General features: G+C 75.1%; 1 protein-coding gene. It reads left to right on the forward strand.

Annotated elements, in window-relative coordinates:
• Positions 1–2 precede the first annotated feature (2 nt).
• Complete coding sequence (locus EIY87_RS30570) at positions 3–14651, forward strand: type I polyketide synthase (RefSeq protein WP_125313276.1); 14649 nt, start codon at positions 3–5, stop codon at positions 14649–14651.
• Positions 14652–14665 lie beyond the last annotated feature (14 nt).

The raw sequence follows: 14665 nt of genomic DNA on the forward strand, positions 1-14665 counted from the left end.
CGGTGTCCAACGAGGACCGGCTGGTCGAGTACCTCCGGCGGGTGACCGCCGAGCTGCAGCAGACGCGCACGCGCCTGCAGGAGGTCGAGTCCGGCGAACCCGAGCCGATCGCCGTCGTCGGCATGAGCTGCCGGTACCCCGGCGGCGTGGCGTCGCCCGACGACCTGTGGGACCTCGTGCGGGACGGCCGCGACGCCGTCACGCCGTTCCCCGCCGACCGCGGCTGGGACCTCGCCGCACTGTCCGATCCGGACGGTCGTGGCGCGAGCCACGCGGCCGCCGGCGGTTTCCTCGACGACGTCGCCGGGTTCGACGCGGGCTTCTTCGGCATCTCGCCGCGGGCCGCGCTCGCGATGGACCCGCAGCAGCGGCTGCTGCTCGAATCGGCGTGGGCGCTGTTCGAGGACGCCGGGGTCGACCCGGCGGGCCTGCGCGGCGGGCGCACCGGCGTGTTCGTCGGCGCGTCCTCCTCGGGCTACGGCAGTGGCTGGTCCGTCGCTCCCGAGGGGCTCGAGGGGCATTTGCTGACCGGCAACGCGGGCAGCGTGATCTCCGGCAGGCTCGCCTACCAGTTCGGGCTGGAGGGCCCGGCGGTCACCGTCGACACGGCGTGCTCGTCGTCGCTGGTTGCGCTGCACCTCGCCGCGCAGGCCCTGCGCGCGGGCGAGTGTTCGCTCGCGCTCGCGGGCGGTGTCATGGTGCTGGCCTCGCCGACGTTGTTCGTCGAGTTCAGCCGCCAGCGCGGGCTGGCCGCGGACGGGCGCTGCAAGTCCTTCGCCGCCGCCGCGGACGGCACCGGCTGGGCCGAAGGCGTCGGCCTGCTCCTGCTGGAGCGGCTGTCCGACGCCCGCCGCAACGGCCACGACGTCCTCGCCGTCGTCCGCGGTTCCGCGGTCAACCAGGACGGCGCGAGCAGCGGCCTCACCGCTCCCAACGGCCCGTCGCAGCAACGGGTGATCCGCGACGCGCTGGCCGGGGCCCGGCTCGCGCCGTCCGATGTGGACGCCGTCGAGGCGCACGGCACCGGCACCCGGCTCGGCGACCCCATCGAGGCGCAGGCCGTGCTGGCCACCTACGGCCGCGACCGGCCGCACCCGCTGTGGCTGGGCTCGCTGAAGTCGAACATCGGGCACGCCCAGTCCGCCGCCGGGGTCGGCGGCGTGATCAAGATGATCCAGGCCCTGCGCCACGGCGTGCTGCCGAAGACCTTGCACGTCGACGAGCCGACGCCGCACGTCGACTGGGCGGCGGGGAACGTCCGGCTGCTCACCGAGGCCCAGCCGTGGCCCGAGACCGGCCGGCCGCGCCGCGCGGGCGTGTCGTCGTTCGGGATGAGCGGCACGAACGCGCACGTCATCCTGGAGCAGGCCCCGGCAGCCGAACCGGCCGCGCTGACCACGCTGCCGGTCACGCCGGTGCTGCTGTCCGCGCGGACCGCGTCCGCCTTGCGCGAGCAGGCCGAACGTCTTTCCACAGTGGACGTCGAACTGCCGGACCTGGCGGCCGCGCTGGCCACCCGCGGCGGACTGGACCACCGCGCGGTCGTCGTCGCCGAGGACCGGGACGCGCTGGTGACCGCGTTGCGCGCGTTCGACGTCATCCAGGGTGAACCCGGAGGCAAGACCGCGTTCCTGTTCACCGGGCAGGGATCGCAGCGGGCCGGGATGGGCCGTGAGCTGTACGAGGTGTTCCCTGCCTACGCGACCGCGTTCGACGCCTTGTGCGCCCACCTCGACCCGCGGGTGCGGGACCTGTCGGGGTCGGCGGAGACCGAACTCGCCCAGCAGGCCATCTTCGCCCTCGAAGTCGCGCTGTACCGGCTGCTGGAGTCGTGGGGCGTGCGGCCCGACCTGCTCCTCGGCCACTCGGTCGGCGAGATCGCGGCCGCGCACGTCGCCGGGGTGCTGACGCTGGAAGACGCCTGCGCGCTCGTCGCCGCGCGGGGCCGGTTGATGCAGGCGTTGCCGTCCGGCGGCGCGATGATCGCGGTACAGGCGTCCGAAAAGGACATCGAGCTGCCGGAAGGGGTTTCCCTGGCCGCGGTGAACGGCCCCGACTCGGTGGTGCTGTCCGGGGCGGAAACCGCGGTGGTCGAGTACGCGGCGACGTTCGCGAAGACCAAGCGGCTCAAGACCAGCCACGCCTTCCACTCGGCGCTGATGGAGCCGATGCTGGCCGAGTTCCGCACGGTTCTCGACGGACTCTCCTACGCCGCGCCGACGGTCCCGCTGGTGTCCACTGTGGAGCAGGACGCGGCGTGGGACGCGGGCTACTGGGTCCGCCAGGTGCGGCAGCCGGTCCGGTTCCACGACGGCGTCGAGCGGCTGCGCGCCCAGGGCGTCACCGTCTTCGCCGAGCTGGGCCCGGCCGCGGTCCTCGCCCCGCTCACCGACGGCGCCGTCCCGCTCCTGCGCGCCGACCGCCCGGAGGCCGCCACGCTGATCCGCGGCCTGAGCACCCTGCACGTCCGCGGGACCGCCGTCGACTGGCCGGCGTTCTTCGGCGGCACGCGGCGCCTCCCGCTGCCGCACTACCCGTTCGAGCACGAGCGGTTCTGGCTGGCCGCGCCGGCCGCGACCGGCGATGTCACCGCCGCCGGGCTCACCCACCCCGACCACCCGCTGCTGGGGGCCGCGCTGGCGCTGGCCGACGGCGACGGGTTCCTGTGCACCGGCCTCCTTTCGCCGCGGTCGCACCCGTGGCTCGCCGACCACGTGGTGCTCGGTTCGACGCTGGTGCCGGGGACGGCGTTCGTCGAACTCGCCCTGCGCGCGGCCGAGCAGGCCGGCTGCGACGGCATCGGCGAACTCACCCTCGAAACGCCGCTGACCCTCCCGGACGGCGGGGTCGAGATCCAGATCACCGTCAGCGCGACCCGCGCCCTGCGGATCTATTCGCGCCCGGCGGGTTCGGCGTTCGACGAACCCTGGACCCGGCACGCGTCCGGCACGCTGACCAGCGGAAACCGGCTTCCGGCCGTCCCTGCCGAGTGGCCGCCCGCGGACGCCGAACCCGTCGACGTCGAGGACCTCTACACCCGGTTCGGCGACCGCGGGTTCGGCTACGGCCCCGCGTTCCAGGGCCTGCGCGCGGCGTGGCGGCGGGGCGGCGACGTCTTCGCCGAGGTGGCCCTGTCCGCCGACGCAGGGAAGTTCGCGCTGCACCCGGCGTTGCTCGACAGCGCGTTGCACGCGATGGCGCTCGGCGTCCTGCCGGACACCGGCGCGGGCCGGGTGCCGTTCAGCTGGACCGGCGTGACGGTGTCCGCGCGCGGCCGCTCGGCCCTGCGCGTCCGGCTGTCGGCCACCGGCCCCGAGACGATCACCTTGGTGGCGACCGACGACGCCGGGGAACCGGTGGTCGCGGTCGAGGCGCTGACCGTGCGGCCGGTGGCGGTGCCGCGGCAGTCGCTGTTCGCCGTCGACTGGCCGCAGCTGCCGCCGGGCGGGACCGCCGAGGACGTCCGGCCGGTGTTCCTGACCGTCGACGCCGGTACCGATCCCGCCGCGGTGCACGCGGCGACCGCGCGGGTGCTCGCCGAGCTGCAGGACTGGCTCGCCGCGGATCCCGCGCCCGACGAGCGCCTGGTCGTCGTGACGCGCGGCGCGGTCATCGACGACGTCACCGACCTCGCGGGCGCGGCCGTGGGCGGTCTGGTCCGGGCGGCGCAGGCCGAGCATCCCGATCGGTTCCTGCTGGTGGACACCGACGACGTCGAGGGGCTCACCCGCTTCCCGGCCGGGGAACCGCAGTTCGCGGTCCGCGACGGCCGGGTGTTCGTGCCCCGCCTGACCCGCGCCGCCGCACCGGCGGCCGAATTCCCGGCGTGGGACACGGTTCTCATCACCGGTGGCACCGGTGCGCTCGGCACCGCGCTCGCCCGGCACCTCCTCGGCCGCGGGGCCGGCCGGGTAGTCGTCGCCGGCCGCCGCGGTCCGGACGCTCCCGGCGCGGCGGCCCTCACCGAGCTGGGCGCCGAAGTCGTGGCGTGCGACTTCACCGACCGCGACGCCGTTTCGGCCCTGCTCGCCACGCTGCCCGGCCTCGACGCGGTGGTACACGCCGCCGGGGTGCTCGACGACGGCGTCCTCACTTCGCTTACGCCGGAACGGTTCGAGGCCGTGCTGCGGCCGAAGGTGGACGCGGCCTGGCTGCTGCACGAACTCGTCCCCGACGCGCACCTCGTCCTGTTCTCTTCGGTGGCGGGTGTTTTCGGCGCGGCCGGCCAGGCCAACTACGCCGCCGCCAACGCCTACCTGGACGCGTTGGCCGAGCACCGGCGGTCCGCGGGACTCCCCGGAACCTCGATGGCTTGGGGTGCTTGGGAAACCGGCATGGCCGACGGCCGGGATGGACTGTCCGTCGAGGACGGTCTCGCGTTGTTCGACACCGCGCTGGCGGCCGACCGCGCGGTCAGCCTGCCCGTGCGGCTCGACCTCGCCGCGTTCCGCGGTGGTCCGGTGCCGGCGTTGCTGCGCGGCCTCGTGCGCACCACGGCCCGGCGGACCCGCCTGGTTTCGTCGTTCGGCGACCGGCTGGCCGCCGCTCCCGCGGCCGAGCGCGAGACGCTGCTGCTGGACCTGGTCCGGACCGAAGCCGCGGCCGTGCTCGGGCACGAGCCGGGGACCCGCGTGGACGCGACGCGCGCGTTCAGCGACCTCGGGTTCGACTCGCTGACCGCGGTCGAGCTGCGCAACCGGCTCGCCGAGGCGACCGGGCTCCGGCTGTCGTCGACGCTCGTGTTCGACCACCCCGGCGCGGACGCGCTGGCCGCGCACCTCGGCGCGGAGCTGCTGGGCACCTCGGTGTCCGAGGTCGCGGCGACCGTCGTGCGCGCCGACGAGCCGATCGCGATCGTGGGCATGAGCTGCCGGTACCCCGGTGGCGTCGGCTCGCCGGACGACCTGTGGCGGCTGGTCGCGGAGGGCCGCGACGGCATCGGGGAGTTCCCGGCCGACCGCGGCTGGACCGTCGAGTACAGCACCGACCCCGAGCGCCCGGGCACGACCTACACCCGCGAGGGCGGTTTCCTCTACGACGCCGCGGAATTCGACGCGGCGCTGTTCGGGATCTCGCCGCGCGAGGCCGTGGCGATGGACCCGCAGCAGCGGTTGCTGCTGGAGACGTCGTGGGAGGCGTTCGAGCACGCGGGCCTCGCGCCGGACGCGCTGCGCGGCAGCCGGACCGGCGTCTTCGCGGGCCTGATGTACCACGACTACGGCGCCCGGCTGACGACCGCGCCGTCGGACGTCGAGGGGTTCCTCGGCATCGGCAACTCCGGCAGTGTCCTTTCCGGACGCGTCGCCTACACGTTCGGGCTGGAGGGCCCGGCGGTCACCGTGGACACGGCGTGTTCGTCGTCGCTGGTGGCGCTGCACCTGGCCGCGCAGGCGCTGCGGTCGGGGGAGTGTTCGTTGGCGCTGGCCGGAGGTGTCACGGTGATGGCGACCCCGGCGACGTTCGTCGAGTTCTCGCGTCAGCGCGGGCTCGCGGCCGACGGCCGGTGCAAGTCGTTCGCCGCCGCGGCCGACGGGACCGGGTGGGGCGAAGGCGCCGGCGTGCTCGTCCTGGAACGGCTGTCCGACGCCCGGCGCAACGGCCACCGCGTGCTCGCCGTGGTCCGCGGCTCGGCGGTCAACTCCGACGGCGCGTCCAACGGCCTGACCGCGCCGAACGGGCCGTCGCAGCAGCGGGTGATCCGGGCGGCACTGGCGACCGCTGGGCTGGCACCGTCCGATGTGGACGCCGTCGAGGCGCACGGCACGGGCACCCGGCTCGGCGACCCCATCGAGGCGCAGGCGGTGCTGGCCACCTACGGGCAGGACCGCTCGGCGCCGTTGTGGCTCGGGTCGATCAAGTCGAACGTCGGCCACACGCAGGCGGCCGCCGGGGTCGCGGGCGTGATCAAGATGGTGCAGGCGCTCCGGCACGGGATGCTGCCGAAGACACTGCACGTCGACGAGCCGACCCCGCACGTCGAGTGGGCCGACGGCGACGTCCGGTTGCTCACCGAGTCCGTCCCGTGGCCCGCTTCCGGCCGGGTCCGGCGGGCCGGGGTGTCGTCGTTCGGGATCAGCGGGACCAATGCCCACGTGATCCTGGAGGAGTACCCCAATGTGGCGTTGGGTGCGTCTGACGCACCGAACGCCACATTGGGTGCGTCCAGCGCACCCAACGCCACATTGGGGCGCTTGGGGCTTGCCGTGCCGTGGGTGCTCTCGGCGAAGTCGCCGTCCGCTCTTCGTGAGCAGGCGCGGCGGTTGCTCGGGGCGCCGGAGCAGCCGGTCGCGGCCGTGGCTCGGACGCTGGCCACCGGACGCGCGTCGCTGGACCACCGGGCCGCCGTCGTCGGCGCGGACCGGGCCGAGCTGGTGCGCGGCCTCGAAGCGGTGGCGGCGGGAACGCCCGCACCGGGTGTCCACATCGGACAGGCGGCGGGCAGCAAGGTCGCGTTCCTGTTCACCGGACAGGGTTCGCAGCGGGCCGGGATGGGCCGGGAGCTGTACGAGACGTTCCCGGTGTACGCGGCGGCGTTCGACGCTGCTTGCGCGTATTTGGATCCGCGGGTCAAGGAGCTGTCTGGCGCGCCGGACACTGATCTGGCCCAGCAGGGAATCTTCGCGCTCGAAGTCGCGCTGTTCCGCCTGCTGGAGTCGTGGGGTATCCGGCCGGACGTCGTGGTGGGGCACTCGGTAGGGGAGATCGCGGCGGCGCACGTCGCGGGGGTGCTCACTCTCGAAGACGCGGCGACGTTGGTCGCGGCGCGGGGCCGGTTGATGCAGGCGCTGCCGGAAGGTGGCGTGATGATCGCGGTCCAGGCATCCGAGGAGGACATCGAGCTTCCGGCCGGTGTCTCGCTGGCCGCGGTGAACGGGCCGGATGCTGTGGTGCTGTCCGGTGAGGAAGCCGCGGTGACCGAGTACGCCGCGAAGTTCCCGAAGACCAAGCGGCTCAACACCAGCCACGCGTTCCATTCGGCGTTGATGGAGCCGATGCTGGCGGAGTTCGCGGCGGCGATCGACGGGCTGACCGTGGCTGAGCCGGTCATTCCGTGGGTGTCCACTGTGGAAGAGGGACCGGATTACTGGGTGCGTCAGGTCCGCGAGTGCGTGCGGTTCGCCGACGCGGTCGCGGCCACGAACGCGCAGACGTTCGTCGAGATCGGACCGGACGCCGTCCTGAGTGCCATGGTCGACGGTGCGATTCCCCTGCTGCGCAAGGACCGCGGTGAAGTGCGAAGCGTGATGACCGCTCTCGCGCGGCTGCACGTGGGTGGGACTTCGCCGCGGTGGTCGGCCGTGTTCCCCGAGTCGACACCGGCCGAGCTGCCCGGCTACGCCTTCGAACACACCCGTTACTGGCTCGACGCCGGTCCCGCCGCCGGTGACGTGACCGCGCTCGGGCAGTCCGCGCCCGGGCACCCGCTGCTGGGGGCGGCCGTCGAGCTGCCGGACGGCGGCACGGTGTTCACCGGCTCGCTGTCGGCCCGGACGACCCCGTGGCTGGCCGAGCACGAGGTGCTGGGCACGCCGCTGCTGCCGGGCGCGGCGTTCGCCGAACTGGCGTTGCGCGCGGGCGCGGAACTGGGCTGCCCGGTCGTCGAGGAACTGACGCTGGGCGCGCCGCTCGTCCTGCACGGCGAGGTCGCCCTGCGCGTGACGGTCGGCCCCGAGCGCGGGGTGACCATCCACTCGCGACCGTCCGATGCGGACACCTGGACCCTGCACGCCACCGGCAAGGTGAGCGCGGCGACGCCGGAAGCGGAAGACCTCACCGCGTGGCCGCCCTCGGGTGCGTTGGCCGTGGACGACCTCTACGACCGGGCCGCCGAGCAGGGTTTCGGTTACGGCCCCGCTTTCCAGGGCCTGCGGGCCGCGTGGCGCGACGGCGACACGGTGTACGCCGAGGTCGCGCTGCCAGCGGGCTACGAGGCGGAGGACTACGGCCTCCACCCGGCCCTGCTCGACGCCGCCCTGCACGGGCTCGGCCTCGGCGGCTTCGTCGACGGCCCGCACCTGCCGTTCTCCTGGACGGGCCTGTCCCTGACGGCGGCGGGCGCGGCCGCGCTGCGCGTGCGCATCCGGCGCGCGGGCCCGGAAGCGGTCGCGCTGGCTCTCGCCGACGAGACCGGCCGCGCGGTGGCGAGCGTGCGTTCGCTCGCGCTGCGCCCGGTGTCCGCGGCGCAGGTGACGCCCGCGCAGTCCCTCTACCGCCTCGGCTGGGTCCCGGCCGACGCCGTCGCGCCGACGCCCGTCGTCGCCGCCGAGTGGGAACCCTGTGAACCGGGCGAGGCCGTGGCGAACGCCCTCGAGCTGGTGCGGAACTGGCTCGCCGACGACCGGTCCGCGTCCGCGCGGCTGGTCGTCGTCACCCGCGGCGCCGTGGCGACCCGGCCGGGGGAGGACGTCACCGACCTCGCCGCCGCCGCGGCCCGCGGCCTGCTGCGGACCGCGCAGCAGGAGCACCCGGGCCGGTTCGCGCTCGCCGATCTCGGGCCGTCCGACGACCTCCCCGCGTTGCCCGACGAGCCGGAAGCCGCCGTCCGTGACGGCCGGGTCCTCGTGCCGCGGCTGGTCCGCGCCGCCGTCGCCCGTGATCCCGCGCCGATCGCCGGGCCGGACGGGACCGTCCTGGTCACCGGCGGTACCGGCGCGCTCGGCGCGGCCGTCGCGCGGCGGCTCGCCGAGCAGGGAGCCGGGCACCTCGTGCTCACCTCGCGCCGTGGTCTCGACGCTCCGGGGGCGAAAGACTTCGTCGCCGAGCTGGAAGCGATCGGCGCGCGGGTGACCGTCGCCGCGTGCGACGTCGCCGACCGGGACGCGCTGGCCGAGCTGGTGCGCGAGCTGCCGCCGACCGCGGTCGTGCACGCCGCCGGCGTCCTCGACGACGGCCTCCTCGACGCCCAGGACGCGGCCCGGCTCGCCGCCGTGTTCGGCCCGAAGGCTGATGCCGCCAGGCACCTGCACGAGCTGGTCCCCGAAGCGCACCTGGTGCTCTTCTCCTCGGTCGCCGGCGCGTTCGGCAGCGCCGGGCAGGCCGGGTACGCGGCCGCGAACGCCTACCTCGACGCGCTCGCCGCCCACCGCGCCGCGCACGGGCTGCCCGGCCGGTCGCTGGCCTGGGGACCGTGGCTGGACGGGGGCATGGCCGCCGAACTCGCCGCGGCCGAGCGCCGCCGCATCGAACGCAGCGGCCTGCGCCCGATCGACACCGAGACCGGGCTGGCGTTGTTCGACGCGGCGTTCGCGCACGCCGAAGCCGTGCTGTGGCCGGTGCTGCTCGACCACGCGGGCCTGCGCGCCCAGGGCGAGCACCTCCCGCCGATCCTGCGCGGGCTCGTCCGGGTGCCGGTCCGGCGGGCCGCCTCGGCACCCCGCACGGACAACCTCCTCGACGTCGTCCGCGCGGAGGCCGCGGCCGTGCTCGGGCACGCGTCGGCCGGCGCGGTCGAACCCGGCCAGGCGTTCTCCGACCTGGGTTTCGACTCGCTGACCGCGGTCGAGCTGCGCAACCGGCTCGACACCGTCACCGGGCTCCGGCTCGCCGCGACCGTCGTGTTCGACTACGCGACCCCCGCCGCGCTGGCGGAGCACCTCGAAGCCGAGCTGACCGGCGAACGCGCCGACACGGCCGCACCGGTGGTCGCGGCCGTCGACGAACCCATCGCGATCGTCGGCATGAGCTGCCGGTACCCCGGCGGCATCGGTTCGCCGGACGACCTCTGGCGGCTGGTCCTCGACGGGCGCGACGGCATCGGCGAGTTCCCGGCCGACCGCGGCTGGGACGTCGAGTACGACCCGGACCCCGAGCGCACCGGCACGACCTACACCCGCGAGGGCGGTTTCCTTTACGACGCGGCGGAATTCGACGCGGCGTTCTTCGGGATCAGCCCCCGCGAAGCCCTCGCCATGGACCCGCAGCAACGGTTGCTGCTGGAGACGTCGTGGGAGGCCTTCGAGAGCGCCGGGATCGACCCGGGCGCGCTGCGCGGCAGCCGCACCGGCGTGTTCGCCGGCCAGATGTACCACGACTACGGCGCCCGCCTGACGAACGTGCCCGAGGGGGTCGAAGGGTTCGTCGGCATCGGCAACTCCGGCAGTGTCCTTACCGGACGCGTCGCCTACACGTTCGGTCTCGAAGGCCCGGCGGTCACTGTGGACACGGCGTGCTCGTCGTCGCTGGTCACCCTGCACCTCGCGGCGCAGGCGCTGCGTTCCGGCGAGTGCTCGCTGGCGCTGGCCGGTGGCGTCACGGTGATGGCGACCCCGGCGACGTTCGTCGAGTTCAGCCGCCAGCGCGGGCTGGCGCCCGACGGCCGCTGCAAGCCGTTCGCGGCGGCCGCCGACGGCACCGGCTGGTCCGAAGGCGTCGGCGTGCTCGTCCTGGAACGCCTGTCCGACGCCCAGCGCAACGGTCACCGGGTGCTCGCCGTGGTCCGCGGTTCCGCGGTCAACTCCGACGGCGCGTCCAACGGCCTGACCGCGCCGAACGGGCCGTCGCAGCAGCGCGTGATCCGGGCCGCGCTGGCGGCCGCCGGGCTCGGACCGTCCGATGTGGACGTCGTCGAGGCGCACGGCACCGGGACCCGGCTCGGCGACCCCATCGAGGCGCAGGCGGTGCTGGCCACCTACGGGCAAGACCGGGAAACGCCGCTGTGGCTCGGCTCGATCAAGTCCAACCTCGGGCACACCCAGGCCGCCGCGGGTGTCGCTGGCGTGATCAAGATGGTCCAGGCCCTGCGCCACGGTGTGCTCCCGAAGACGCTGCACGTCGACGAGCCGACCCCGCACGTCGACTGGACCGCCGGTGCCGTCCGGCTCCTCACCGAACCGGTCGAAGGGCCGGTCCGGTACGCCGCGGTGTCGTCGTTCGGGATCAGCGGCACCAACGCCCACGTCATCCTCGAAGCCGCTCCGGCACCCGCCGAGGTGGCGGTCCCGGCGCACCCGTGCCCGCCCGTCGTGCTCACCGCCAAGTCGCAGGCCGCGTTGCGTGCCCAGGCGACGCGGCTGCGGGCGCACCTGGCCGGCCGGCCGCTCGCGGCGGTGGCGCACGCGCTGGTCACCACGCGGGCGCAGCACGCCCACCGGGCCGTCGTCGTCGGCGACGTCGGGGCCGGGCTGGCCGCGCTCGGCCGCGGCGAACCCGGCGTCGTCACCGGTTCCGTGACGCCGGACGGCCGGACCGCGTTCCTGTTCACCGGCCAGGGTTCGCAGCGGCCGGGGATGGGACGCGAGCTGTACGAGGCGTTCCCGGTGTACGCGGCGGCGTTCGACGCGGTCTGCGCGCACCTCGACCCACGGCTCGGCGACTTCCTCGGCTCGCCCGAGACCGAGTTCGCGCAGCAGGCGATCTTCGCGCTCGAAGTCGCGCTGTTCCGGCTCCTGGAAGCGTGGGGCGTCCACCCGGATGTCGTCGTGGGGCACTCGGTCGGGGAGATCGCGGCCGCGCACGTCGCCGGAGTGCTGAGTCTTGAGGACGCGGCCACGCTGGTCGTCGCGCGGGGCCGCCTGATGCAGGCGCTGCCCGAGGGCGGCGTGATGATCGCGGTCCAGGCGTCCGAAGAGGACATTCAGCTGCCGGAAGGTGTCTCGCTGGCCGCGGTGAACGGGCCGGATTCGGTGGTGCTCTCTGGTGAGGAAGCGGCCGTGACCGAGTATGCGGCGACGTTCGCGAAATCCAAGCGGCTCAACACGAGCCACGCGTTCCATTCCGCGTTGATGGAGCCAATGCTCGACGAGTTCCGCGCGGTCGTCGAGGGACTGTCTTTCACCGACCCGGTCATCCCGATGGTGTCCACAGTGGAGAACGGCGATCCGGCCACGGCCGCGCACTGGGTCCGTCAGGTCCGCGAGCCGGTCCGGTTCCACGACGCCGTGCGCGCCACCGGCGCGACGGACTTCCTGGAGCTGGGCCCGGACGGCGTGCTGACCGCGCTGGTCGACGACGGCGAGGCCGTCGCGACGATGCGGGCCGGCCGCCCGGAGGTGGAAACCCTGCTCACCGCGCTGGCCCGGCGCTACGTCCGGGGCGGCGCGGTCGACTGGGCCGCCGGGTTCGGTCCCGGCGGCGGGCACGTCGACCTGCCGTCGTACGCCTTCCAGCGCGAGCGGTTCTGGCTGGCCGCCGCGCCGTCCGGCGACGTCGCCTCGGCGGGCCTGGCCGCGACCGGGCACCCGCTGCTGGCGGCGGTCGTGCCGCTCGCGGACGAGGACGGCGTCCTCGGCACGGCCCGCTTGTCACCGCGGACGCACCCGTGGCTGGCCGACCACACCGTCGGCGGGACCACGCTGCTGCCGGGCACCGCGCTGCTGGAACTCGTCCTGCGGACCGCGGCCGAAACCGGCTGCGACGTCGTCACGGACCTGACCCTGGAAGCGCCGCTCGTGCTGCCGGAGCAAGGGGTTCAGGTGCAGGTCACGGTCGGCGCCCCCGAAGCCGGGGCGCGGCCGGTGCGGGTCCACGCCCGCCGGGACGCCACCGAGCCGTGGACCCGGCACGCCGAGGGCACGGTCACCGAAGGCGCGAAACCCGTGGTGGCGTTGACGGAATGGCCGCCGGCGGGCGCCGAGCCGGTCGCGGTCGACGACGTCTACCCGCGGTTCGCCGAAGCCGGCTTCGGCTACGGGCCGGCGTTCCAGGGCCTGCGGGCCGCGTGGACGCGGGACGACGAACTGTTCGCCGAGGTCGGCCTGTCCGACGTCCCGGCAGGATTCCTGCTGCACCCCGCGCTGTTCGACGCGGCCCTGCACACCGCGGCCCTGCGCGGCGACGGGACGGCTCAGCTGCCCTTCGCGTGGACCGGCGTGCACCTCGCGGCGACCGGGGCGACGAGCCTGCGCGTCCGGCTGACCCCGGTGCCCGACGGCTTCGCGCTCGCGTTGGCCGACGGGACCGGCGCGCCGGTGGGCGTCGTGGACGCGCTGGCGCTGCGGCCGTTCTCGGCCGAAGGACTCGGGGTGCGCGACGCGCTGTTCCGCGTCGACTGGGTCCCGGCCGGCACGCCGGCGGCGTTCACGCGCTGCGCGGTGCTCGGCGACGACCCCGACCTGGTCACCGCGCTGGAGCAGGCCGGTGCCGAGGTCGTGGCGCAGGACTCCGCCGAGGTGGCGTTCCTGCCCGTGCCGCGGGGTGCGGGTGCGGTGCCGGACGTGGTGCGGGAGACCGTGACCGGCGTGCTGGCCACCGTGCGGGAGTGGGTGGCCGGGGACGGGCCGCGGCTGGTCGTCGTGACCCGCGGGGCGGTCGCCACCCGGGACGGGGAGGACGTGCCGGACCTGGCCGCGGCCGCCGTGTGGGGCCTGCTGCGGTCCGCGCAGGCCGAGCACCCGGACCGGTTCGCGCTGCTCGACCTGGACGGCCCGGCCGTCGTGCCGGTGCCCGCCGAGGAACCGCAGGCGGCGGTCCGCGACGGCGCGGTCCTGGTGCCGCGGCTGGCCCGCGTCCGGCCCACGGACGCCCCGGCCCCAGCGGTCTCGGGGACGGTGCTGGTCACCGGCGGTACCGGCGCGCTCGGCGCGGCCGTCGCCCGCCACTTGGCCACCCGCGGCGCCGCGCACCTGGTGCTGGTCAGCCGGCGGGGCGAGGCCGCGCCGGGAGCACCCGAACTGGCCGCTGACCTGCGCGAACTCGGCGTGGACGTCACGCTCGCCGCGTGCGACCTCGCCGATCGGGACGCGGTGGCCGTGCTGCTCGCCGAGCACCCGGTCACGGTGGTGGTGCACGCCGCCGGCGTGCTCGCGGACGGCGTCGTCGAGACGCTCACGCCGAAGCAGGTCGAGACCGTGCTTCAGGCCAAGGCCGACGCCGCCTGGCACCTGCACGAGCTGGCCGGCGACGGCACCGAGTTCGTGCTGTTCTCCTCGGCCGCGGGCACCCTCGGCACACCGGGGCAGGCCAACTACGCGGCCGCGAACGCGTTCCTCGACGCGCTCGCCGCCCACCGCCGCGCGGCGGGCCGTCCGGCGCAGTCCCTCGCGTGGGGCCTGTGGGCCGGTGGCATGGGCGACGGCGAACGCCGGGGCGGCGTCACCGCACTGTCCACTGAGGATGGTCTGGCGTTGTTCGACGCGGCCCGCGCGGACGGTTCGGCGACGCTGGTGCCGATGCGGCTCGACCTCACGGTGCGGGGCGAAGTGCCCGCGCTGCTGCGGGGTCTCGTCCGGGCCCCGGCCCGCACGGCCGCACCCGCGCAGCTGCGGGAACGGCTGGCGGCGGTGCCCGAAGCCGGGCGGCTCGACGTGCTCATCGGGTTCGTCCGCGCCCAGGTGGCGGCCGTGCTCGGGCACGCCGACCCGGACGCCGTCCCGGCCCGGCAGGCGTTCCGCGACCTCGGCTTCGACTCGCTCACCGCGGTCGAGCTGCGCAACCGGATCGGCGCCGAAACCGGCCTGCGGCTACCCCCGACGCTGGTGTTCAGCTACCCGGACGCGACCGCGCTCGCCACGCACCTGCAAGCCGAGCTGCACGTCGAGCCCGACCTCGCCGCCGTGCTCGCGGCGATCCCGGTGGACCGGCTGCGGGAAGCCGGGCTGCTCGACGCCCTGCTGCGGCTGGCCGGGCCGGACGCCTGGCCCGCCGAACCCGCCGAAGCCTCGATCGACGCCATGGACGTGGACGACCTCGTCTCCCTGGCCCTCGATCTTCCCTGACCAGAACGAAACCG

It is taken from the genome of Amycolatopsis eburnea, assembly GCF_003937945.1.
Taxonomy (GTDB): Bacteria; Actinomycetota; Actinomycetes; order Mycobacteriales; family Pseudonocardiaceae; genus Amycolatopsis; species Amycolatopsis eburnea.